This is a genomic window from Vicinamibacterales bacterium, assembly GCA_035699745.1.
In the GTDB taxonomy this organism is placed as follows: domain Bacteria; phylum Acidobacteriota; class Vicinamibacteria; order Vicinamibacterales; family 2-12-FULL-66-21; genus JAICSD01.
In genome coordinates this window covers 1-23,474 of record DASSPH010000102.1, presented here as the reverse complement: position 1 = coordinate 23,474, position 23,474 = coordinate 1, and the positions used below count along the sequence as shown (strand labels likewise).

17 protein-coding genes are annotated in these 23,474 nt (G+C 70.4%); 6 read left to right on the top strand and 11 right to left on the bottom strand.

The genetic code is table 11. The annotated features are described in order from the left end of the window. Window positions 1-3 precede the first annotated feature (3 nt). On the bottom strand, window positions 4-468 hold the full coding sequence (locus tag VFK57_23560; GenBank protein HET7698714.1) for a GAF domain-containing protein: 465 nt from the start codon (window positions 466-468) through the stop codon (window positions 4-6). Then, window positions 465-953, bottom strand: coding sequence for a DUF4149 domain-containing protein (locus VFK57_23555; GenBank protein ID HET7698713.1), 489 nt, complete (start codon window positions 951-953; stop codon window positions 465-467). The genes VFK57_23560 and VFK57_23555 overlap by 4 nt, the downstream gene beginning before the upstream one ends. Before the next feature lie 23 nt (window positions 954-976). Here VFK57_23555 and VFK57_23550 point away from each other — a divergent pair, with 23 nt between their 5' ends. Genes VFK57_23550 through VFK57_23535 form a run of 4 tightly spaced genes read left to right on the top strand, consistent with a single transcriptional unit; the run spans window position 977 to window position 7,984 of the window. Then, complete coding sequence (locus VFK57_23550) at window positions 977-2,395, top strand: DUF255 domain-containing protein (protein ID HET7698712.1); 1,419 nt, start codon at window positions 977-979, stop codon at window positions 2,393-2,395. Window positions 2,396-2,403: 8 nt separating this feature from the next. Continuing rightward, window positions 2,404-4,674 (top strand): thiamine pyrophosphate-dependent enzyme, encoded by a 2,271-nt coding sequence (locus VFK57_23545; GenBank protein ID HET7698711.1) that lies wholly within the window; start codon window positions 2,404-2,406, stop codon window positions 4,672-4,674. Between the two features lie 20 nt (window positions 4,675-4,694). Then, the gene (locus VFK57_23540; GenBank protein ID HET7698710.1) at window positions 4,695-5,336 is read left to right on the top strand and encodes an FHA domain-containing protein; all 642 of its coding nucleotides are present in this window, start codon (window positions 4,695-4,697) and stop codon (window positions 5,334-5,336) included. Next, window positions 5,333-7,984, top strand: coding sequence for a protein kinase (locus VFK57_23535; protein ID HET7698709.1), 2,652 nt, complete (start codon window positions 5,333-5,335; stop codon window positions 7,982-7,984). Before VFK57_23540 ends, VFK57_23535 begins: the two co-directional genes overlap by 4 nt. A gap of 1 nt (window position 7,985) precedes the next feature. Here the strand turns inward: VFK57_23535 and VFK57_23530 are convergent, their stop codons facing one another. From VFK57_23530 to VFK57_23505, 6 genes are all read right to left on the bottom strand, one after another. After that, the gene (locus VFK57_23530) at window positions 7,986-9,230 is read right to left on the bottom strand and encodes a vanadium-dependent haloperoxidase (protein ID HET7698708.1); all 1,245 of its coding nucleotides are present in this window, start codon (window positions 9,228-9,230) and stop codon (window positions 7,986-7,988) included. A 44-nt stretch (window positions 9,231-9,274) separates the two neighbouring features. Next, window positions 9,275-12,070: a TonB-dependent receptor gene (locus VFK57_23525; GenBank protein HET7698707.1), complete on the bottom strand. Its 2,796-nt coding sequence runs from the start codon at window positions 12,068-12,070 to the stop codon at window positions 9,275-9,277. 74 nt (window positions 12,071-12,144) lie between these two features. Continuing rightward, a complete protein-coding gene (locus VFK57_23520) occupies window positions 12,145-14,853 on the bottom strand; it encodes a M14 family zinc carboxypeptidase (protein ID HET7698706.1) in 2,709 nt (902 codons plus the stop codon). Continuing rightward, entirely contained in the window at window positions 14,843-15,625 is a 783-nt protein-coding gene (nadE, locus tag VFK57_23515) for an NAD(+) synthase (protein HET7698705.1), read from the bottom strand. Before nadE ends, VFK57_23520 begins: the two co-directional genes overlap by 11 nt. A 14-nt stretch (window positions 15,626-15,639) precedes the next feature. Beyond that, on the bottom strand, window positions 15,640-16,689 hold the full coding sequence (locus VFK57_23510) for an HD domain-containing phosphohydrolase (GenBank protein HET7698704.1): 1,050 nt from the start codon (window positions 16,687-16,689) through the stop codon (window positions 15,640-15,642). After that, entirely contained in the window at window positions 16,686-17,414 is a 729-nt protein-coding gene (locus VFK57_23505) for a hypothetical protein (protein HET7698703.1), read from the bottom strand. Before VFK57_23505 ends, VFK57_23510 begins: the two co-directional genes overlap by 4 nt. Window positions 17,415-17,477: 63 nt before the next feature. Between VFK57_23505 and VFK57_23500 the strand changes: the two genes are divergently transcribed. Both VFK57_23500 and VFK57_23495 read left to right on the top strand, forming a co-directional pair. Beyond that, window positions 17,478-18,491 carry a hypothetical protein gene (locus tag VFK57_23500; GenBank protein HET7698702.1) on the top strand — a complete coding sequence of 338 codons (1,014 nt, stop codon included), beginning with the start codon at window positions 17,478-17,480 and terminating at the stop codon, window positions 18,489-18,491. 27 nt (window positions 18,492-18,518) lie between these two features. Beyond that, window positions 18,519-19,037, top strand: coding sequence for a DinB family protein (locus tag VFK57_23495; GenBank protein HET7698701.1), 519 nt, complete (start codon window positions 18,519-18,521; stop codon window positions 19,035-19,037). A gap of 10 nt (window positions 19,038-19,047) precedes the next feature. Here VFK57_23495 and VFK57_23490 read toward each other — a convergent pair whose 3' ends face one another. The 3 genes from VFK57_23490 to VFK57_23480 form a co-directional block, all read right to left on the bottom strand. Next, a complete protein-coding gene (locus VFK57_23490) occupies window positions 19,048-21,699 on the bottom strand; it encodes an ABC transporter permease (GenBank protein ID HET7698700.1) in 2,652 nt (883 codons plus the stop codon). Next, a complete protein-coding gene (locus tag VFK57_23485; protein ID HET7698699.1) occupies window positions 21,696-22,037 on the bottom strand; it encodes a helix-turn-helix transcriptional regulator in 342 nt (113 codons plus the stop codon). Before VFK57_23485 ends, VFK57_23490 begins: the two co-directional genes overlap by 4 nt. A gap of 63 nt (window positions 22,038-22,100) precedes the next feature. Then, window positions 22,101-23,474 (bottom strand): sigma-54 dependent transcriptional regulator (locus VFK57_23480; GenBank protein HET7698698.1); only part of this gene is annotated, 1,374 nt, incomplete at its 5' end.

The following is a 23,474-nucleotide window of genomic DNA, read 5'->3' as shown; positions in this document are numbered from 1 at the left end:
GAATCAGTCTTCGTCGAAGCGGTCGGCCAGCATCGCCGCGACCGGCTCGAGCAGCGCGCGATCGCGGTCGCCGAACGCCGCCGGCCGATCGCTGTCGATGTCGATCTCGCCGAGCGGCTGCCCGTCGCGCATGATCGGCACCACGATCTCCGACCTGGTTTCGACGCTGCACGCCAGATACCGCGGATCGGCGTTCACGTCGTCGACCACGATGGTCGATTTCTCGGTCACCGCGGCGCCGCAGATGCCTTGACCGAGCGGGATCCGCGTATGCGGCGACGGCTTGCCGAGGAACGGCCCCAGCACCAGCTCGTCTCCCTCGACCAGGTAGATCCCGACCCACGTGTAGTGCGGGACCGCGTCCTTCAGCAGGCGGACCACCTGCTGCATGGCGGAATCGGCGGTCGGCGCCGCCGCGACGGCGGAGCCGATCGCCGTCAGCAGATCGGATCGATCGATGTCAGTCACTCTTTGATTTCCCAGTAGATGAGCATGAGGCCGCCGAGCAGCGGCACGAGCTGCAGCGCGGTCGAGATGCCGTGCAGCCGCCCGAACTCCACCCGCCGCGGGTCTCCTTCGGACAGCGAGGACGGCGCGGCGCCGATCTCGCGCTGCAGCTGGCCGATGCGTCCCGCGATCCGGATCGATCCGTAGGCGCTGGCCGCGAGCATCACCGCTGTGATGCCGGCGCGCCAGGCGAAGCGATGCGGCCGCGGTCCGAGAATGCGCCGGAGAATCAGCGTCAGCAGCAGCGCGCCGCCCGACAGGTAGCTGAGAATGGTGAAGCGCGCGAGCATCTCGCCGAACAGCGCGCCCGACAGCACCCGCCCGTCGGCGAGCTGCCGCTCGGCGATCACGTCGAAGACCGAAGGGGCCGCGATTCCGCCGAGCGCCACCAGGCCGCCCACCCATACGACGAGCGCCAGCAGCGCCGCGTACCGCAGCACGAGCATCCGGATCATTATAGTACGTGGCCATGGTCCGCTGGCTGCCGTGGGACGCCGAGGCCTTCGCGCGCGCGGCGCGCGAAGGGAAGCCCGTCCTCCTGTCGATCACCGCCGCCTGGTGCCGCGCCTGCCACGAGATGGACCGGACGACGTACGCCGACCCGGCCGTGGCGGCGCTCATCCACGAGCGCTTCGTTCCGGTTCGCGTCGACACCGATCGCCGGCCGGACATCAACGAGCGGTACAACCTCGGCGGCTGGCCGACGACCGCCTTCCTCACCGCGAGCGGCGCGCTCATCACCGGCGGTACGTTCGTGCCCGTCGAGCGGATGACCGGCGTGCTGACCCAGGTCGCGGCGGCGGTCGCGCGGGTAGCGGACAGCGGCGGGCGGCCGGCGGAAGGCGAGCGGCCAGCGGCCAGCGGCGAGCGGACAGCGGACGGCGGCGACCCGGCAGCGGCAAGCGGCGACCTCATCGACGCCATTTTCGCGGCCTTCGACGAGGAACACGGCGGCTTCGGGATCGAACCGAAGTTTCCGCACACCGCGCCGCTGCATCTCGCGATGGGTCTGTTCCACGAGACCGGCGACGAGCGCTGGCGTCTGGTGGTGCGCCGCACGCTCGATGCCATGGCGGAGGGCGGTCTGTGGGACCGCGCGCGCGGCGGCTTCTATCGATACGCCACCACCCGCGACTGGCAGCTCCCGCATCAGGAGAAGCTGCTCGAGACGAATGCGTCGCTGCTCCGCGTGTATGCCGAGGCAGCGGCCGAGTGGAACGATCCGGCGGACGCCGCACGTACCCGCGCGATCGCGACCTTCATCACGACCGTGCTGAGAGCGGAGGCCGGGGGATACCACGGGAGCGACGCGGAAGCGGTGTTCTACGTCGACAGCAATGCCGCCGCCGCCGGCGCGCTGCTGAGGGCCGCCGCCGCGCTCGACGACAGCGATCTCGCGCGGGAAGCGCTCGCCTCGTTCGAGCGCGTCCTGCTGCTGTGCTACCGGCCCGCGCTGGGGGTGGCGCACTACTTCGACGGCTCGGCTCGCGTGCGCGGTCTGCTCGCGGATCACGTCGCGGCGATCGCCGCGCTCCTCGACGCGCACGACCTGAGCGGCCTCGAGCCGTACCGGATGATGGCGGAGGAGCTCGGGCACCTCGTCGTCCGCGACATGCGCGACGAGCGCACCGGCGGCTTCTTCGACCGCGCCGCGACGCCCGAGGACGTCGGGCTGCTGCGCGCGCGCCGGCAGCCGTTCGTGGGCAACGCCGATGCCGCGCTGGCGTTCGCCCGCCTGTCGAGGCTGGAGCCGCGCAAGGGGTTTCCCGATCCGGGCGCGTTTCGCGATCACGCCGGGGGAGCGCTGGCCGCCGCGGCGCGGCAGCTCGACGGGCAGGGACCGCTCGCCGCCCATTACGCGCTGGCACGCCGCCTCCTGATAGACTGAGCCCCTTCATGACGACCAGAACCGCCGATCCGCTCGCCGCCCGCGCCGCCGACCAGGACGCTCGCAACGCGTCGCTCCTGACCGCGACCGAGTACGCCGACGCCCGCGTCGAGTCCGCCGTGCTGCCGGTGACCGTCGATCTGTCGAGCGGCGAGCTGCGTCCGGAGACGGATCTCGCGTTGACCGCGCTCGAGAAGGACGCGGCGCGCACCGCGATCGAGTCGCTCGTCTCGCTCGCGAAGGTGAACGACATCGATCACCTCGGCGGCGGCCTCGAGCTGATTCCGGCGCTGCTGCTGACGCTCGCGGCGACGGATTACCGGCGCTCGCACTACACCATCGAGCACGGGCACACCAGCATCGGCTACTACTCGGCGCTGGCGGCGCTCGGGTTTCTCGATCGCGGCCGCGTCATCGAGGGGTTCCGCCGCAGCCTCGACATCGCCGGGCACGTCTCGTGGGTGCCGGGCGGCACGGAGCTGAGCTCCGGACGGCTCGGCGTCATGTTCCCGGTCGGGGCCGGCCTGGCGCTCGGCCTTCGCGCGCATCACGGCCGCGCCGCGCACGTGATCTGCCACACGGGCGACGCCGGCTGGATTTCCGGCCAGGCGCTGAACGGGCTCAACGCCGCGGCGATCCACCGCGCGCCGATGACCTTCGTGATGCACCGCAACGGCATCCAGTTGTCGGGCACGACGCGGCACATCATGAACCAGGATCCCCGCCGCATCGTCGCCAGCTTCGGCGTCAGGATCCTGGAAATCCGCTCCCTGCACGATCGCCGCGAGCTGTTCGCGGCGTACTGCGAGGCGTTCCGCCACGCGCAGAACGGCGAGCCGACGTTGATCTACCCGACCGGTTGGGGACACGCGGCCGACGATCGGCCGGCCACGATCGAAGAGTTCGGCCGCCGCTACGGCATCCTCGACGAGGCGCGCGCGCTCGCGCAGCAGCACGACGTGCCGCTCGATCGCGCGATCTGGATCCCCGGATCGCTCATGAGCTTCCGCGACGTGCAGGCGATGCTGCAGTGCCTCTTCTACGTGAACGATCTGCCGGGCGGCGAGGCGCATCACGACGGCGGGATGAAGGGACGCGACGCGCAGGCGGTGCTGTCGAACCGGCTGCTGGCGATGACGCCGGAGGAGACGGCGCGCCTGGAGGAGCTGCGCTCGCAGCCGCCGCGCATGGTGGTGACCACGGCCCGGCCCGCCAAGGGTTCGCCGAACCTGACGCTGACCGACGCCGAGGCCGCGGCGGTCGCGCTGCCGGGACCCGAGAAGCCGGTGTCGCCGCGCGCCGGGTCGGAGGCGGCGTACGTCGCGCTCGGGAAGAAGCACGCGAAGCGGATCTTCGTGGTCTCGGCGGACCTGAATCCGTCGACGCGGCTCGAGAAGCTGGTCAAGTCGCTGCCCGAGGCGCATCACTTCGAGATGAGCATCGAGGAGCAGGCGGCGACGCTCCTCGCCGACGGCCTCGCCTACAGCAGCCGGGAGCCGCAGCTCAACGTGTTCTCGACGTTCGGCGCGTTCCTCGAGGGGATCGCGCGCGAAGGATTCGAGATGTGGCGGTACCAGCGCAACCTCACCGGCACGAACGAGGGGCTGAACGTGCTCATGCACTTCGCGCACGTCGGCGCGTGTACCGGACGCGATCACTTCTCGGGCTGGAGCCTCGACTGGATCAATCTGGCGCTCGGCTACCTGCCGTACCTGCGCCGGTTCTATGCGCCGGCGGATGCGCGCGCCGCGTTCCTCGCCGTCCGCGACGCCGCCGCCGGTTACGGCGGGCACATCGTCGCGGTCCCGCGCGACAACCTGCCGGTGCTCACCCGCGAGGACGGATCGCCGCTGTGGAATGCGGGCGACGCCTGGACGCCAATCACCAGGTGCCGCGAGCGCAGCGGCGCCCGGGCGGCGATTCTCACGCTCGGTGCGCCGAGCTATCTCGCGGCGCAGGCGAGCGACCAGGCGGCGGCGCGCGGCACCGCGATCGACGTCTACGTGGTGAACGGGTTTCCGATCGACGGCGATTTCCTCGAGACGCTGCCGGACCGCTACTCGCGCGTGGCGACGCTGGAAGATGGCCTCATCGGCACGCCGGACGCGGGGGTGCGCGGCTTTGCCGCGTATGCCGCCGGCAAGCTGGGCGGACGCGGCATCACCCTCGACCACTTCGGCATCGTCGATCCGCGCATCGCCCCCTCGGATACCTTCCAGGCGGTGTGGGCGCACTTCGGCATGACCGCGGACGCGATCACGGAGCGGCTCATCGGCTAGCGACCATGGACGGGGCGGGCATGACGACCATCTGCTTCGGCCCGTTTGCGTTGAACCTCGACGCGCGGCAGCTCACCCGCGGCGGGGACAGCATCCACCTGTCGACCAAGGCGTTCGATCTGCTCGCCGCGCTGGTGCGCGAGCGGCCGAACGTGGTGTCGAAGGACGCGCTGCAGCAGCGGCTCTGGCCCGACACCTTCGTCGCCGAAGCCAACCTGTCCAACCTGATCGGGGAAGTCCGCGACGCGCTCGGCGATTCGCCGCGCGACCCGCTCTACATCCGGACCGTCCACCGCGTCGGTTATGCGTTCTGCGGCGAGACGGCGCGCGAGCACGCCGGCCCGGCGCTCTACTGGCTCGAATGGGGCAGCCAGCGGTTCCCGCTGCACGCGGGAGAGCACGTCATCGGCCGCGACCCGGACGCGGCGATTCGCATCGACGCGTCGACGGTGTCGCGGCGGCATGCGCGGATCGTGGTCGGCGGCTCCGGCGTGGTGCTCGAAGACTTCGGCAGCAAGAACGGCACGTTTCACGGCGACGTCCGGGTGACGTCCCCGGTCGCGATCGCCGACGGCGATCGCATCCGGATCGGATCGCAGCTGCTGACGCTGCGGGTCCGCGCCGCCGATTCCACCGAGACGCACGTGGACTGGTCGCGATGAGCCCGGGGATTGCCGCCGGCACGCGCCTCGGCCGCTACGAGATCGTCGGCTGGATCGGCGCCGGCGGCATGGGCGAGGTCTACCGCGCACGCGACGCCCGCCTCGGACGCGAGGTCGCGCTCAAGCTGATCGCCGCCGCGTCCGCGGATCCGTCCCGCCTGCGCCGTTTCGAACAGGAGGCGCGCGCCGCGGCGGCGATCGCCCATCCGAGCATCCTCGCGGTCTACGACGTCGCGGTCGACGACAGCGTGCCCTACATCGTGTCGGAGCTGCTGGAAGGAGAGTCGCTCCGCGCGCGGCTGCGCAACGGGGCGCTGCCGCTGCGCAAGGCCATCGACGTCGCCCGCAACGTCGCGGAGGGGCTCGCCGCGGCGCACGACAAGGGCATCGTCCATCGCGACATCAAGCCGGACAACATCTTCATCACCGCGGACGGGCGGGTGAAGATCCTCGACTTCGGAATTGCCAAGCTCAACGCGCCCGGCGACGAGCTGCGGGCAACCGGACGGCCGACGGAAACCGGGGTCGGCGCGATCGTGGGGACCGCCGGCTACATGTCTCCCGAGCAGATCCGAGGGGAGAGCGTCGACGCGCGATCCGACATCTTCAGTCTCGGCGCCGTGCTCTACGAGATGGTCGCCGGACGGGCGCCGTTCTCCCGCGACACCGCCGCGGACACGATGGCGGCGATCCTCAATGCCGAACCGCCCGAGCTGGACCAGGGAAGCGTGCCGCCCGGCATCGCGCGCGCGATCGCGCGCTGTCTGGAGAAGACTCGCGAATCCCGCTACCAGTCCGCGCGCGACCTGGCATTCGGCCTCGAGATGCTGAGCGGGACGAGCGCGGCCGCCGTCTTCGGGCGGCTGGGGCGCCGGCGCATGCCGCGCGCGGTGATCGCTGCGACGCTCCTGGTGATCGCCGGTTTCGCGATCGGCTCCGCGGGATGGCTGCTCCGTCCGCCGCCCGTCGCCGATCCGCTGGCGAACGCGACCTTCTCGCGGTTCACCGGATGGCCGGGGGAGGAAGGCTCCGCGCAGATCTCGCAGGACGGAAAGTTCGTGGTCTTTCTCGCCGACAAGGGCGGGAAGTTCGATATCTGGCAGAGCCAGATCGGCAGCGGCACGGTGACCAATCTCACCGACCGGGGAACCGTCGCGGCGCCGGCGCCCAATCACGTGATCTCTCCGGTCGGATTCTCGGCGGACGGCACGCAGATCTGGTTCCATGCCGGTCTGGAGCGCGAGCGGCAGCTGCTGTTGATGCCGTTTGGTGGGGGGGCGCCCCGCCCATTTCTCAGCAGGGGTCTCGCGCCCTCGTGGTCTCCCGATGGGAGAGTGGCGTATCACCTCGGGAACAACGGCGATCCGATATTCGTCTCGCGGGCGATGGGGGCCGATCCGCAGCAGATCACCGGCGATCCGGTCGGCATGCATTCCCACAACCCGGTCTGGTCTGCCGACGGCCAGTGGATCTACTTCACGCACGGCGCCGACCCGTCGTCCGGCATGAACGTCTGGCGCGTGCGCTCCGATGGCAGCTCGCGCGAACAGATCACCACGCTCGGCACCGACGCCAATTACGTCGCTCCGCTCGACGATCGCACGCTGCTGTTCACGGCCCGCGCTCCCGATCTCTCGGGTCCGTGGCTCTGGTCGGTGGACGTGCCGACCCGCACGGTCCGGCGCGCGGTGTCCGGGCTCGAGCGCTACGTGAGCGTCTCGGCCAGCAGCGACGGCCGCCGCATCGTCGCAACCGTCACGAACCCGAAGCCGAAGCTGTGGTCCATCCCGATCCGCGATCAAGCGGCTGCGACGGAGGCGGATGCCCGGCCGTTCCCGATTGGCGAGGAGAATCCGTTCGCCCCGCGCTTCGCCGGATCGTCGCTCTATTACCTGACGGAGCGCGGCGGGGCCAACAGCTTGTGGCGCGTCGAGGACGCGGGGGAGGCGTCGCAGATCTGGAACGGCATGGACGGCGGCCTCACCGAGCCGGTGTCGGTCTCGCGCGACGGACGCCGTCTGGCGATACTCCTGCGGGATGCCGCCGGCCGCCGGCGGCTGGTGACGCTCGGGCGCGACGGCACCAATCCCCGGACGATCAGCGGCGCACTCGACATCCGCGGCGCGATTGGCCAGGCGGCGGCCGACTGGTCCCCGGACGGCAGTTCCATCGTGGTCGGCGGTGACGACGGCGGTGGAGAAGGACTGTTCAGGATTCCGGCGGATGGAGGAACGCCGGTCCGGCTCGTGACCGGCCGCGTGCAGAACCCCGTGTGGTCGCCGGACGGCAAGTTGATCGTGTATTCGACCCAGGTCGTCGAGGGGCGCGCGCTGCTGAAAGCCGTGACGCCCGATGGAACCGCGGCGCCGCTCCCGGATATCCGCGCGATCCCTGGAGCCTACCGGTTCACCCCCGACAGCCGCCGGCTCGTGTTTCTTCCGATGCTGACGGCGTTCAACTTCGCGGTGACGGACCTGGTCACGAGCCAGACCAGGACGCTCACCGCGATGAGAATGCTGGGCGCCGTCAGGACGTTCGACATCACCGCAGACGGCACGTCGATCGTGTTCGATCGTACGGTTCAGAACGGCGACATCGTGCTGATCGAGCGGCCGCGGCCCGGACCTGCGGGCCGCGGCTCGCGCTGACTTACGACTCCGGTCCGTTGACCCGGCGCAGATTCCCCTTGAAGACGGCCGTGCCCACGGCTCGTCCGAGCTGTTCCCCCGCGTCCTGATCGTAGCGGAAGTGGATGCCGCCGTAGACGCGCGCGTCGGAGATGTCCTGCAGGATCTGCTTGAACTCCGTGTATTGGTAGGTCAGGGTCGGAAACGCCGCATTGGTGATGACGATCGCGTGCTCCCCCTCGCCGTAGAGGCGGCGGAGCACTTCCGCGCCGCCGCTGCTCAGGCTGGCGTGATTCGACGTGTAGGACGGGAAGCACGGCGCGGTGATGAGCGGCTCCCACGTCGGGTCCGCTTCCGTCCGCGGATTGTCGTCGACCTCCGCGTTGTGAATCGCGGTCTCCGGGCGCCAGGTGGTGTAGTGGTACTTGGTGCCGAACGATGCGACCGCGGCGTCGCTGATGGCCATGTTGATCAGCGCCAGCGCGCGGGCATTGTGTGCCAGCGAACGACCCTGCGCCGCGGCAATCTGGCGCGCCGCCATGTTGAAGATGTAGGCCGGCGACGTCGCGGCGTAGAAGCGGGCGACGTCGGTGCGGTCCTGCGGCCGTTCGGCGCTGGTCTTGCTGCCGACTCGCTTCACCTCGTCGAACGACCGCGCGTACTGCGGCGTGTTCAACGCCGGGGGCGGATCGGCGCGGAAGTCGGCGGCGTCGGCAATGCCGAACGTCTTGAGTCCTGGCCAGTGGGCGGACACGCCGCCCGCGGCCGAGCACCCGGCGGTCAGCTGCCACTGATACGGATCGGTCGACGCCGGCAGATAGAACTCCGCCGGCGTCGAGCCGTCGTTGAGGCGGTTGGCGAGCAGCGCAGCGGCGGCCGCCTCGCCCGTGGCGATGCCGCCCGCCTTTGCCGGGCCGTCCGGAATCGCGGCGAGGGAGGACGCCCGCGATGCATCGAGCGACGCGGCGGCGGAAGGCACGTAGGCCTTGAGCACACCGTGCGCCGCGGCAATCACGGCGGCGTCGACCGAGGCGCCGGCCGGGGCAACCACGGTGCCCAGGTATGGTTCGTAGGTTCTGTCGATCGCATTGACGGCCTCGAAGACCGCCAGCTGCGTGGTGGCGAGGATGCGCGCCTGGTTGAACGGATTGCCCGCGGAGGTGGCGACCGCGATCGCGTTCCAATTCAGGACGGTGTCGGCGTGTGCGACGGCCGCGCTGGCGAGCAGCGCGACGGCCGCGGCGGCGGTGCGAAGCAGATTCTTCATGTCAGCACCTTACGGATGCGGTGCCCGCGAGTCTCAGGACAGCTTCAGGGTTTTCCCAGATTGAGGCGCACGCCGAGCATCACCCGGCGCGGGTCCACGAAGGCGTTCGGCTGCCCGAAGGTGGGATTCAGCTTCACCGTCTCGGACGTCTGCACGTCGGCCACGATGCTCTCTTCGGCCGACTCGTTCAGCGCGTTGAGCACGTCCAGGAGCAGCTCGATGCCGCGCCCCTGACCGAGCGCGAAGCGCCGCGACATACGCAGGTCGAGCAGGGTCTGTGACGAGAGCCGCCGTGTGCCGCGCGGTTCGAGCAGGATCCTCAGGTTGGGGCTCTGCGGCGCCGAGACCTGCGCCGACGCCGCCCACGGCTTGCCGGTGAGGTGCTGCAGGTTGGCGGCGAGCACCAGTCCGGTGCGCGGGACGTCGGCGGCGCCCATCAGGCGGAAGACGTGCGGCCGGTCGTTCGCGAGGATCCCGCGCGCGTTGGTGAGATCGTTGGGATCGCGGCCGAACGACAGTCCGCCGGGCGCCGGCGGCGGCGCAATCGAGCTGACCTGCTGCGCCGACGCGCTTGCGCCGGAGCCGGCCTGCAGGCCCGACGAACGGGAAAACGTGTACGAACCGAACGCCTGCCAGCCGTTGGCGCGCCGCTTCTCGATCGCGGTGACGAGCCCGTTGTAGGTCATCGACCAGCCCGGCGGATTGGTCAACAGGAACCGCTGGTCCGCGACGCCATTCTGCCGCTCGTACACGTCGATCGTCCGCCCGTCCGCCAGCCTGTGCGGACGCAGCTGATAGATGCCGCCGATGTCCTGCCAGCCGATGTAGTGCGCGCCGGACTTGCGAATGTAGGCGACCGCCGCCTGCAGCCGCGGCGCCATCTCGCGATCGACGCCGATGCCGTACTCGTCGGTGCGCGGCGCGCGAAGGTCGCGATTGAGCACCTGGTTGGCCGTGTCGACGACAAGCGTCTCTCTCGTGTAGCCGCCGTCCGCCGGGACGTACGCCTTCGTCACCGTCCGGGTCGAGCCCGGATGGAAGCCGCCCAGCTCGCCGGTGAGCACGCCTTGCGCGAAACGCCCGTAACTGGCGCGCAGGATCGTCCGGCCGCTGCGATCCAGGCGCAGCGTCGCACCCATGCGCGGTGACAGGATGTTCCACACGTACAGCGTGCCGAGGCCGGCCACGATCTCGTTGGTCTCACGGCCGGTGAGATCCACGCGCGGCAGGTCCTGGCTGAAGGCGCGGCTGCGGTCGTAGCGCACGCCGATGTTCACCGTCAGCCGCTCGCCGACGGTGACGGCGTCGGTCGCGAACAGTCCGAGGGTGAGGAACGCGGCCCCCGTATTCGAGGGCTCGGCGTAGGTCGCGCTCAGCGGACCGTTGCTGTCTCTGTAGCGCACACCCGTGGGGATGACCTGCGCCGTGTGGTGCTCGCCGCGCTCGAGCTGCGCGCCCACTTTGAAGGCATGATCCGCGCGCCCGAGGCTGGTGCGATAGTGGTTCAGCGTCGCCTTGCCGACGGTGCGAATCAGGACCAGACCGCCGAAGCTGGCCGGCCCGCCGCTCTGGACGTTCGTCACCGCATCGACACGGTTGGCCGTCGACGTGTCTCCCGTGTACGGCGGCTGCCTGGCGAGATAGTCGAACCGGCCGACGCGCGCGTCCCAGACGGTGCGCGGCGAGACGGTGTGCGTGACGTGGGCGTAGGTCGCGGCCGGGACCCGCGCGTTCTGCCGCGCCGTCGTCTCGATCGGCCGATCGACCCGCGGCTGATCCGGGTTCTGCCAGAACTCCTCGTGGAACGTCTGCTCGACGCGCCACGCCGGTCCGAAGCTCCAGGTGAGCTTGGCGAAGACCTTGTTCTGCTCGTACTTCCGCGGCGTCAGCGGATCGGTCGCGGGCTGGCTGTCGTAGTCGCGGAGGTACTGGTATCCGGCGAAGAACCACAGGCGGTTGCGGATCGCGGGGCCGCCGAGATTGGTCGTGAGATCCCGGTACCGCGCGCGTTCGTATCCGCTCCGGCGCCGCCCGTTGTCGTAGGCGAGCGTGACCGGCTGCGCGGTGAGATTGGACGGCTGCCCGTAGTAGGACGCGTCGTAGGCGAACCGCTCGCTGCCCTGGCGGGTGATCACGTTGATGACCGCGCCCTGCACGTTGCCGAACTCCGCGGAGGCGCCGACCGACTGCACCTGGATCTCCTGGATGAAATCGACACCGGGCTCGGACCGCGCGACGCCGTTGCACGGGCATGTCGTGTTGGTGCCGTCGATGAGGAACTGGTTCTCGTTGGCGCCCGACCCGAACGCCGAGATGGTCGTCGCGGTTCCGCTCGATGGCGACGTCGGCGAGATGCCGGGCGTGTTGCGCAGCGCGTCGAACATGCTGGCGCGGCGGCTGGGGATCGCGCGAAGATCCTCGGGGCCGAATCGCGTGCCGAAGCCGGGATCGCGCGCGTCGATCCGCGAGACGCCGCCGTCGACGACCACCGCCTCGGCGACGCCGGCCGGCTCGAGCAGGCTCACGCGCTCGATGGTCGCACCCGAGGCTACGAGGATGCCTTCCTCGCGCCGCGGCGCGAAGCCCTTGAACGACACCTCGAGCCTGAAGGTGCCCGGCGGCAGCGCGGGAAAGCGAAACTGTCCCTTTTCGTTGGTGAGCTGGCGGTGTGGACCGCCGATCAGCGCATCGGAGCTCACGCGCACTTCGGCGCCGCGGATCACGCCGCCGTGCGGATCCTTGACCACGCCGATCAAGGCGCCGGTGAGTCCCTGCGCCGCCGCCGGCAGCACCGCGAGCAGCGACAGCATCAGTCCGTAGAAAACAGCACGGCGCGCCACGAGCCCTCCTCGCGGCGGATTCTATGCCCGAGCCGGCGGGGCAATCTCAGGATTTCTTCAGTATTATTCGGCCTTCACGAACCGGTCCGCGCGTCCGCCGTCGACAGATAGAGCGCGTTGAACAGCATCGGAAACGTGGCGTGGGTCTGCGCGCGGTGCTGCGGCCGCAGGCCGAACAGCACGATCCGGCCCGGATTCATGTCCGCCGTGACCACCGCGGCGCGTCCGGCCATCAGCTCTTCCCCCCGCAGCCAGCCTGACGCGACCACGTCGGAATTCGGATACCGTGCGACCACCTGCAGCCGCTGCGAGGCGAACCCTTCGACCTGGCTGAAGAACGGACTGTTGTTGTAGAACCCGGTCGTCTGTCCCTTCATGCCGTAGCCGATCGGGTTTGCCGTGTCGACTTCGATGCGCAGGATGGTCCCGGGCGCGAAGTGCTGGTCCCGCGACAGCCCGGACTTCAGGTTCTTCAGCGGAACGCCCAGGCGTTCGATCGCCAGATCCGACGCCGCGCCGAGCGTGACCAGCGTCCCGCCGCGGGCGATGAACTCGCGGATCGCCGCGATCCCCTCGTCGCCGATGCCGCCGCGATACTCCGGACGGATCGCCGGACCGTTCGCCCCGTTCACGATCCCGTTGGGGCTCTGATCCGGCAGGATGATCACATCGAACTTCTCGCGCAGCTTGCCGGCGCGGAACTCGGCGTTGTGCAGCGTCGTCAGGCCGAACTCGTACTGCTCCAGGACCCAGCGCGTCCACCCTTCGTCCATGTTGCCGCCGGTCCAGGGTGAGTACATGCCGACGCGCGGCGCCTTGATCGGGAGTGCGCCGGCCGGCGCGCTCCCCTCCGCGGTGCCGATACGCATCCCCAGATCGGCGGCGACGGCATCGATGGACTTGCGGTTCGCGCTCAGCACCCACACCCGCGCCGGACGGGCATCCGCCGCGGGCTCGAGCGCGAGGCGTGCGCCGTCCTTCAGCAGACGGTTCATCGCCCGTGCCGCAAGCGGTCCGCGATAGTCGAACACGTACGGCTGCCGCGCCGACGCCGTGCCGGTCACGCGTCCTTCGAGCTTCGGCGCCGCCGTGAGCCTGGTCAGCTTCACTCCCTCCGCCAGCGGACGCCGGACGACGACGTGATCGACGCCGAGCAGCATGCCGAGCGACCACGCCGTGACGTCGTACGGCGGTTCGGGGGGCGAGGTCGGCGAGCGCCGGACTTCGGGATAGGTCTGCCGTTCGAGAATGTCCTTGGCGTAGCGCGCGAAAACCTGCGCCATCGGCACCACGAAGGTGCCTGCCGGATGCTGCTGGCCGTCCGCCTCGAACGGCGCGTCGGCCCGATAGACCTCCACGCCGGCCATCTGCAGCTTGTCGACGAGGACGGCCGCTTCCTGCGGGTCGTGCTGCGACTCGAACGGAATCACGATCGCCGCCGGATCCCCCTTGCGCCCGTTCTCGACGGTGACGCGGTTCACTTCGTAGATCTGGCGCAGCAGCGCTTCACGCCGATCCGCCAGCGTATCGAGCAGCCCCATCGTCGCGATCAGCTCGTAATCGACGATGTCGCGCAGGGTCCACCGGCCGCCCATCCACGGGCGGGGATACTCGGTGCGGGGATTGACGTCGTTGGGCGGCGGCAGCATCCCGCCGCCGTCCCCGCGTCCGCCTCGCCCCGAGCCCGTCGCGGCGCCGCCCCGGCCGCCTGGCGCTCCGCCCCCCTGCGCCGAGCCTGCCGGAGTGCCCGGCACGGCGCGCTGCTGTTCGGTGGGCGCGGCCACGCGCACGCTCGCCACCTCCGTGAGCAGGCCGACCTGGTTGTGCCACCAGCCGCTCCACGCCATCGCTCCCTGCCAGAAGTTCGTGTACGTCGAGTTGTAGATGATCCCTTCCTTGCCCGCCGCCTCGAGCGCCGCCGCCTGCGACTGTCCGAGGATGCCGTTCCAGCGGTAGATCAGCGGGTGGACGTTCGGATTGATCGGGTCGGTCGCCGGCATCACGAAGATCCGCGCGCCGCCGCTGCCCTGCTGGTGCTCGTCGAGCCACACCGCGGGGAACCAGTCCTGCCACAGCAGCTTCGCCGTGAGCTGGCTCTCCTTCTGCGTGAACATGTACATGTCGCGGTTGTTGTCGTGGCCGACGTAGGGGTGGTAGAGATACGGAATCTGGCTGTTGGCGAACGGCGTGTCGAGGTTCTTGTTGAACCAGTCGGTCACCATGATCTGGCCGTCCGGGTTCAGGCTGGGCACCAGCACGAAGATGACGTTGTCGAGGATCTTCTTCACCGCCGGCGAGTTCTCCGTCGCCAGCCGGTGCACGAGCTCGACCACCATCTGCGAGGCGCCAATCTCGGTCGCGTGAATCGTCGTCGTCACCACGACGACCGCCTTGCCCTGCTGGAAGATCTCGTCCCGCTCGGCGTCGCTCGGCGCGCCCCCCTGGAAATAGAGCTTGCGCTGGAGCTGTTTGTAGCGGTCCAGGCTCTTCAGCGTGTCGGCGCTCGCGATCTCGAGCGCGACGAACGGGTTGCCGTTGGTCGACTTGCCCAGCTCGCGGTAGCGCACGCGGTCGGAGCCGGCGGAGATCTGCTGGAAGTACTGGACGATCCTGTCCCACCGCGCCAGCTTGTTGTCCGTCCCCATGCGGAAGCCGAAGTACTCCTCCGGCGTCTGGATGGCCTGCTGCTGCGCGCTGGCGAACGTGACCAACAGCGCGGCGAGCGCCGTGGGGAGGACGAACCGGCGGAGCGCGGAACCCGCGCGAACGCTGCTACTGGTCATCACTGCCTCCGGGCGCGGGGGCGAGCGCGCGCTTGTGCTCGCTGCTCCGCATCAGGCGATCGATTCGCATCGCCAGCGCCGGGGACACCGTCTGCGGCCCCCTGGTCAGGTAGTCCTCCAGCTCGGCGTAGGAGAAGCCCATCTCCGCCTCGTCGGTCTGCCCGAGCCAGAGGCCGGCGCTCGGCGCCTTGTCGATGACCGGCTCGGGCACGCCGAGCGCGCGCGCCGCGGCGCGGACCTCGCTCTTCAGCAGGTTGCCGATCGGCAGCAGGTCGACGCCGCCGTCGCCGTACTTCGTGAAGTAGCCGATCGACAGCTCGCTGCGGTTGCCGGTGCCCGCCACCATGTAGTTCAGCGTGTTGGCCACGAAGTAGAGCGTCGTCATGCGCAGGCGCGGCTTCACGTTCGCGAGCGGCAGCCTGGCCTTCAGGTCCTCGGACTGGTGCGCGGCGTCCGGCATCAGTTCGTGGGGGAGCGTCTTCACCGCCTGCTGGAGCGTGCCGGTGAAGTGATCGTAGGCCGGCGCCAGGTCGACGCGGATGGTGGGAATCTCGAAATGATCGGCGACCAGGCGCGCGTCGCTCTCGTCGCGCGGGTCGCTGTGGCACGGCATCAGCACGCCGACGACGTTGCCCGGGGAGGCGAGCTGGCACAGGCGCGACACGACCGCGGAATCGATGCCGCCGCTCAGCCCGAACACGAAACCGCGCGCCGCGGACAGCGCGAGGCGCTGCCGCAGCCATTCGACAATGGCGTCCGTCCCGTTCTTCATGGGGCAGAACTATATCAGGTGAAGTTTTTCGGCAGCGTGCCCGGGGAGGACTGGATGACGCGGAGGAAGGCGTCGACCACCGCGGCGTCGAACTGCCGCTCGCGCTGACGATCGATCTCGGCGATCGCTTCGGCGACCGGCCACGCCGGCTTGTACGGCCGCTGCTGCGTCAGCGCGTCGAAGACGTCCGCCACCGCGACGATGCGTCCGGCGAGCGGCACATCGGCGCCGCGCATGCCGGCGTAGCCGTGGCCGTCCCAGCGCTCATGGTGGAACTGCGCGATCTCCTCCGCCAGCCGCAGCAGCGGAAACTTCCCGCCGGACAGGATCCGCGCGCCGATCGTCGTGTGCTGTTTGACGATCTCGAACTCGGCCGCGGTCAGCTTCCCCATCTTCATCAGGATCGTGTCGGGGACGCCGATCTTGCCGACGTCGTGCAGCGGCGCGGCGCGCGCGATCAGCGACACCTGCGCGTCGGGCAGGCCGAGCTGGCGCGCGACGAGCGCCGACATCTGCCCGACGCGCTGCGTGTGCTGGCCGGTGTTGTCGTCGCGGTACTCGGCGGCGATCGCCAGCCGCTCGATCATCTCGATCTGCGATTCGACCAGCTCGCGGGTGCGCTCGCGGACCGCGTCCTCGAGCTGCCGGTTCTGCCGCTGGATCCGGACGTAGAGCAGGCGGGTCTCGAGCAGCGTGCGGATCCGCAGCAGGAGCTCGTCCTGCTGGAACGGCTTGTTGACGAAGTCCTTCGCGCCGCGCGACAGCGCGTCGCGCCGCGCCTCCGGCGTCAGGTCGCCCGAGAGGATCAGGATGGGCAGGTAGGACGCGGAGGCGATCTCGTTGAGCTGATCCATCACCTCGAGGCCGTCCATGTGCGGCATGTGCAGGTCGAGCAGGATCAGATCGTGGCGATGCTTCAGGTACAGCGGGGCGACCTGCCGCGAATCGGTCGTGGTGTCGACGCTGGCGAACCCGGCGCGGCGCAGCACCCGCCGGAGGATCTCGACGTTGGCGTCCTCGTCGTCGACGACGAGGATTCGGGCGGTGCGGAGGTGGGTCGTCATCGCGGAACGTGGGCCGCGTTGGCGATCGCTTCCGCGGCCGGGGAGTCGGGCCACTCGTGCGGCGGACCGGCGGTGTAGCCGGCGTGGGCGAGACGCGACTGGAACAGCACGACGCCGGCGGCATGCAGCGCCAGCGCAAGATAGGCGACCGCGGCGAGCCGCACCGCCACGTGCAGCGCGGCGGCCGCGCCGTCGGGCGGCGCCGGCTCGAGCGCCGCCATCGCCGCCGTCGCTCCCCACAAGAGCGCGGCGAACACCGCGACCAGCGCGAGGGCCGCGGGATTGCGTCGCGCAAATCGCGCTCCGGCGAGCAGCGCGCCGAGGGCGCTGCGGCGATCCTCGACCACGAGGCGGATCTGCCCGTAGACGCCCACCGCCGAGATCACGAGCAGCAGGACGATCGCCGCCGCCATCACGTACGGATTGTCCACCCGGGAGCCCAGGGTGGCATGGAGAGCGGCATGGGCGAGCCCGACGGCGAGTCCGAGGCGGATCATCGCGGAGACGTGGGCGCCGCAGGCCGCGAAGAAGCCGCGCGCCCGCGTCGGGCGGCCGCGCGCGTATCGATCGATGACGCCGCCCGAAAGAAACGCCCACAGCAGGAACGCCGCGATCATGATTCGCGGATTCCAGGGACCCTCGAGCCACCACAGCACGGCAATCGCGCCGGCAAGTACGGCTGGCGCCGACGCCACGCGCGTCAGCCCGCTCCGCATCGCGTGCACTGCGGAATCCTACATCATGAAGGTATAATCGGCCGCTTGGATTCATCGCTACAGGAGTCGTAGATGGCAGTACGGAAAGGACCCATTCGCGTCGTCCATTACGGGCTCGGGCCGATCGGCGCGGCGGTCGTCAAGCAGGTCGCGGAGCGCCGCGGCTTCAAGATCGTCGGCGCGGTCGACATCGATCCCGCCAAGGCGGGACGCGATCTCGGCGAGGTCGCCGGCGTCGGCCGTCCGCTTCGCATCAAGGTGTCGGACGACGCGCGAAAGACCATCAAGTCGGCGAAGCCGGATGTCGTGGTGCTCTGCACGTTGTCGTCGCTGAAGAGGGTGCTCCCGCAGATCGAACAGATCCTGAAGCTCAAGGTGCCGATCGTCTCGACCACCGAGGAGCTGGCCTATCCGACCGGCGGCAACATGCGCTACGCGCGCGAGATCCACGCGCTGGCCAAGAAGGCCAGGGTCGCCGTGCTCGGCACCGGCGTGAACCCGGGCTTCACGATGGACGCGCTGCCGATCACGCTGACCGGCGTCTGCGAGCGCGTCGACAGCATCCGTGTCGATCGGATCCAGGACGCGCGCGTGCGGCGGCTGCCGTTCCAGCAGAAGATCGGCGCCGGCCTGACCCGCGAGCAGTTCCAGAAGAAGGTGGACGACGCCAGCGTGCGCCACGTCGGCCTCGCCGAATCGGTCTCGATGATCGCCGATGCCATGGGCTGGAAGCTGGATCGGATCACCGACGAGATCCATCCCAAGATCGCGACCTCGACCGTGTCGAGCGAGTTCCTGGCGGTTGACGAGGGCTACGTCTGCGGCCTGGTGCAGGACGGCATCGGCTACCGCCACGGCAAGCCGGTCATCACCCTCCACATGGAGGCCTATCTGGGCGCGCCGGAGTCGTACGATCAGGTGCAGATCGCCGGTTCGCCGAGCATCACCAGCAGGATCGCGGGGGGCGTGCACGGCGACGTCGCCACCGCGTCGATCACCGTGAACTCGATCCCGAAGATCCTGGAGGTCGCGCCCGGCCTGCACACCATGCGCGACATGCCGATTCCCTCGTACTTCGGCGGCTAGCGCCGCGGGAAAGGGGAGGGCGCACGCGTGGAGAGTCACCACGAGTTGATCGCGCGGACGCGGCAGTCGTACCGCGAGGCGCACGAGCGGTTCGTCAAGCGCCTGCGCGAGGCGGCCGACGATGCGGTGCACCGGCAGCCGCCGGATGGCGGCTGGTCGGCCGCGCAGATCGGGTGGCACGTCGCGACGGTCGACGGCCAGTTCGCGGACATCGTCTCGGGCGCCCGGCCCGTGGCACAGCCGCTGGCCGACGGCGCGGCCGAGAGGCCGTGGAGCGAGGTCGTCGCCGGCATGCCGCAGAAGATCGAGGCCGGCAAGCGGGTGCAGCCCCCGGGCGACGTCCGCCGGGACGCCGTGCTCGACCTGCTGGCCGAATCAGCCGCGAGACTGGACGCGGCGCTCGCCGCGCTCGACGAGCCGCGCGGCGCCACCTGCGCGATCACGCATCCGGCGCTCGGCACGATCACCCTGCGGCAGTTCGGCGAATGGGCGACCGCTCACACCATCCGCCACAACGCGCAGGCGAAGCGCGTGCTCGGATCGTGACCGCGACGGCCTAGCTGTCGCGCAGCACGATCAGCGGATCGAGCTTCGACGCCCGCCACGCCGGGACCAGGCTGGCCGCGACCGAGACCGCGAGCAGCGTGAACGCGACCGCCGTGAGCGTCAGCGGATCGGTTGCCGTCACGCCGAACACCATCTTTTCGAGCAGCCGCGCGGCGAGCAGCGCGCCGGCGGCGCCGAGCGCGATGCCGAGCAGCGCGGGCTTGAGCCCCTCGATCACCACCATCCGGACGACGTCGCCGGTGCGCGCGCCGAGCGCGGTGCGGATCCCGATCTCGCGCCGCCGGCCGCGCACCAGGTACGACAGCACGCTGTAGATGCCGACGGACGCGAGCGCCAGCGCCGCGCCGGCGAAAATCTGCAGCAGCAGCGCGCGGAACCGCTCGGCCACGAGCGTCTCCTCGATGACCTGATCCATGGTGCGGACCTCCTGCACCGGCAGGTCGCGATCCATCGCCCGCACCGCCGCGATCACCGGACGCGCCAGCAGCAGCGGATCGCCCGCGCTGCGGATCGCGACCGCGGTCTGCCCGAACGGCAGGTCGCGCTTGTAGTAGTAGACCGTCGGCGGCGCCTGCTCCGAGAGCTGCTCGCGCACGTCGCCGACGATGCCGATCACCTCGATCTTCAGCTCGCGCGAGATCAGCGGCAGCGTCACCCGCTTGCCGAGCGGATCGGCGTCCCCCCACAGCAGCTTCGCCGCCGAGGCGCTGATCAGCATCGCTTCGGCGTCGGCGGCGATGAAATCCCGCCCCGCGAGCAGCGGAATCTCCATCGTCTTGATGTAGCCGCCGCCGCCGAAGCGCACCGACACCGTCGGCTGTTCGCTCGGCTTCAGCTCGGGACGTCCCTCGACGACGATCGGCTGCACCGATCCGCCGCCGGTGGCGGGCAGGGTGTCGATCATGCCGGCGCTCACCACGCCGGGAAGCGCGCGCACCCGCTCGAGCAGCGCGTCGAAGAAGCCGCGGATCTGCGCCGGTTCCTTGTAGCGCGCGTCCGGCAGGGTGATCTCGACCTTGAGGACGCCGCGCGGATTGAAGCCGGCGTCGACGTTCCTCAGGTTGTGCAGGCTGCGCAGCATCACGCCGGCCCCCATCAGCAGCATCAGCGAGAGCGCCACTTCGGCGACGATGAGGACGCGCCGCGTGAACGAGCCGGCGCCGGAGGCGTCGCTCCGCCCGCCTTCCTTCAGCGTGTCGTTCAGATCGGTGCGGCCGGCGCGGAGCGCCGGGATCGCGCCGGCGAGCACCCCGGTCAGCAGCGAGGCGCCGGCGACGAACAGCAGGACGCGCACGTCGAGCGACGCCTCGCCGGCGCGCGGCACCTGGTCCTCGAGCATCGTCCGTCCCGTCGAGATCGCCCAGCCGGCGAGGAACAGGCCGAGCGCGCCGCCCGCCAGTGCCAGCACCAGCGATTCCACGATCAGGTGCTGGAAGACGCGGCGCCGCCCGGCGCCGAGCGCGGCGCGGATGGCGAGCTCCTTCTGCCGGCCCATCGACCGGGCGAGGATCAGGTTGCCGACGTTCGCGCACGCGATGAGCAGCACCAGCGCGACGGCGCCGAGCAGAATCCAGAGGGACGTCCGCACGTCGCCGACCAGCAGTTCCTGCAGCGGGATCGCCGTCCCGCCCCAGCCGGCGTTGTCGGCCGGATACTGCCGTTCGAGGCGCTTCGAGATCACCTCCAGCTCCGCCTTCGCCGCGCCGAGCGACACGCCGTCTGCCAGCCGGCCGATCGCCTGGTAGTTGTGGTTCTCGCGAACCGCGCGCTCCTTGCCGGTCCACGCCAGCGGCCGCCACATCGGCACCGTGGTCGCGCCCCACGCGCGCACCGAGAACTGCGGCGGCATCACCCCGACCACCGTGAAGGCCTGCCCGTCGAAGGTCAGCGTGCGGCCGACGGCGTCGCGCGCTCCGCCGAGATGGCTGCGCCAGAAGCCGTCGCTCACGACGAGCACGCGCGAGCGCTCCGGCTCGTGCTCCTCCGGCAGGAACGTGCGCCCCAGCGCCGGCTGCGTCCGGACGATCCTGAAGAACTCCGGTCCGACCACCGCGACGCGCAGCGCTTCGGCGTTGCCGGCGCCGGTCAGCGTCAGCTGGCGGAAGCTGTACGCCGCCATCGCCTCGAACGACCTGCTCTCCCGCTGCCAGTCGAGGAAGTTCGCCGGCGACAGCGAGAACGTCGCCATGCCGGGAAACGTCGCCTGCGGCGGAATGTGAAACAGGCGGACCAGCCGGCCGGGCGCCTCGAACGGCAGCGGCCGCAGCAGCACCGCGTTGACGATGCTGAAGATGGCCGTGTTGGCGCCGATGCCGAGGGCGAGAACGGCGACGACGGCGACGGCGTACGACGGCGTGCGAGTGAACACCCGAAGCGCGTGGCGCGCATCGGAGAGAAGCGTGCGCATGAATGAATCTCCGCGGGGACCAGGACGGGAACGGGATGCGGGACGCGAGGGCGCGGGCGGCGTTATCAGGCAGCGAAGCACCTGGCCCCACAGCCAGCGGCGCGCCGCGGCCGGCGCCGACGCGGCGCGCGCGCGGAACTCCTCCTCGAGATCGCCGAGGATGAAGTCCTGCCACTCCGGCGGCAGCCGCCGGGAGAGCAGACGGACGGCGAGCGGCGGAATCCGGTCGCTCACTTCGCGCCGAGCCGATCCTCGAGGCCGTCGGCCATGGAACGCAGCGCCAGGTAGGCGTGCCGCACGGCGCTCACGCCGGCGGGGGTGACGGCGTAGAACTTCCGCCGGCGCCCGCCGCGCTGCGCGGTCGGCTCGCCGACCCACGAGCGGAGCAGCCCCTTGCCCTCGAGGCGATCGAGCGTGGTGTAGACCGCGTTGATCGACACGTCGCGGCCCGAGCGGGCGTGGATTTCCTGGCGGATGCTGGCGCCGTAGGCCTCGTCCGCCAGCCGCAGGACGCCGAGCAGCACGAGCTGCTCGAAGTCGCCGAGCGCGGCCGTTTTCGATTTAAACCACATTGTGGGGGATATCCAAGGAGACTTGGACGGACGCCGGGACGAAAAGGTTGCGGGCGGCCCGGGCTAGCTGGCCGCCGCGGCGCGCTGCATGCCCCAGCGCCGCCGTTTCAGGAACAGCCCCTTGCGCGAGATGCCGAGCAGCCGCGCGGCGTTCTCGTAGTTGCCGTGTGCCCGCTCGAGCGCGCGCAGCACCATCATCCGCTCGATCATCTCGATCGCGTCGTTCAGCGGCTGGTCGAGGCGGACGCTGATCTCGGGCTCGTCGCCGGGGTGGACGCGGATCGTGCGCCGCGAGGTCTGAATCTCCGGCGACAGCAGCGCCGGCGTGACCGTACTGTCGGGGTCCGCGTAGGCGACGATGCGGCTGACCTCGTTCACCAGCTGGCGCACGTTCCCCGGCCACGAGTAGAGCACCAGGTACTCGAGCGTCTCGTCGTCCAGCGTGAGGCGCCCCTTCTTCTGCTCGTCGGCGGCGCTGCGCAGGTAGTGGTCCACCAGCGCGGGAATCTCCTCGCGCCGCTCGCGCAGCGGCGGCAGTCTCAGACGGACGACGTTCAGGCGGTAGAAGAGGTCGTCGCGGAAGCGTCCGTCGGTGACCAGGCTCTCGAGATCGGCGTTGGTCGCGGCGATGACGCGCACGTCCACCCTGACCGGCTGCGACTCGCCGAGCCCGTGCACTTCGTGGGTTTCGAGGAAGCGCAGCAGCTTGGGCTGGAGGTCGGGACCGATCTCGGCGATCTCGTCGAGGAACAGCGTGCCGCCGGCGGCGGCGCGGATGACGCCGTCGAAGGCCTCGTTGGCGCCGGTGAAGGCCCCCTTGCGGTAGCCGAACAGCTGGCTCTCGAGCATCTCGCGCGGCACCGCGGTGCAGTTGAACGGCACGAAGGGCCTGGCGGCGCGCGCCGAGGCGCGGTGAATCGCGCGCGCCAGGACTTCCTTGCCGGTGCCGGTTTCGCCGGTGAGGAGCACCGTGACGTCGGAGGGAGCGATGCGCCGGGCGATGGACAGCAGCTCGGTCATCTGTTCGGACACCCAGAGGCCGCCGTCGGTCTCGAGGGTGTCGGCGGGCCAGAGGGCGGTCCGCTGCTTTTCCTCGCGGCGATAGCGATCGAGGGTGACGGCGGTGTCGACCAGCTTGCGGATGGCGACGGCGGTGCAGCGGTCGTTCAGCGCCTCGCGGACGTCGGCGAGGATTTCCCAGCTCTCGTCGCGATGGGTGCCGCAGCCGATGTGGAGGCGGTCGCCCGGCTGGGCGGCGGCGTGGCGCGCGTCGTCGTCGCTCCAGCCGTCGGCGGCGACGACGCGGAGGGCGTCGGGGCCGCGGGCGACGAGGGCGCGGGCGGTGGCGGCGCGGGTGAGGCCGAGCAGGGCGTAGGCCTCGTGGGCGAGGACGTGGGGGTAGCCGGCCAGTTCGACCAGCGCCAGCGCGTCGTCGAG

Coding starts and splice junctions, on each gene's coding strand:
- VFK57_23555 (HET7698713.1), bottom strand. CDS start 953: ATGCTCGTGCTGCGGTACGCGGCGCTGCTGGCGCTCGTCGTATGGGTG.
- VFK57_23550 (HET7698712.1), top strand. CDS start 977: ATGGTCCGCTGGCTGCCGTGGGACGCCGAGGCCTTCGCGCGCGCGGCG.
- VFK57_23545 (HET7698711.1), top strand. CDS start 2,404: ATGACGACCAGAACCGCCGATCCGCTCGCCGCCCGCGCCGCCGACCAG.
- VFK57_23540 (HET7698710.1), top strand. CDS start 4,695: ATGACGACCATCTGCTTCGGCCCGTTTGCGTTGAACCTCGACGCGCGG.
- VFK57_23535 (HET7698709.1), top strand. CDS start 5,333: ATGAGCCCGGGGATTGCCGCCGGCACGCGCCTCGGCCGCTACGAGATC.
- VFK57_23530 (HET7698708.1), bottom strand. CDS start 9,230: ATGAAGAATCTGCTTCGCACCGCCGCCGCGGCCGTCGCGCTGCTCGCC.
- VFK57_23520 (HET7698706.1), bottom strand. CDS start 14,853: ATGACCAGTAGCAGCGTTCGCGCGGGTTCCGCGCTCCGCCGGTTCGTC.
- nadE (HET7698705.1), bottom strand. CDS start 15,625: ATGAAGAACGGGACGGACGCCATTGTCGAATGGCTGCGGCAGCGCCTC.
- VFK57_23510 (HET7698704.1), bottom strand. CDS start 16,689: ATGACGACCCACCTCCGCACCGCCCGAATCCTCGTCGTCGACGACGAG.
- VFK57_23500 (HET7698702.1), top strand. CDS start 17,478: ATGGCAGTACGGAAAGGACCCATTCGCGTCGTCCATTACGGGCTCGGG.
- VFK57_23485 (HET7698699.1), bottom strand. CDS start 22,037: ATGTGGTTTAAATCGAAAACGGCCGCGCTCGGCGACTTCGAGCAGCTC.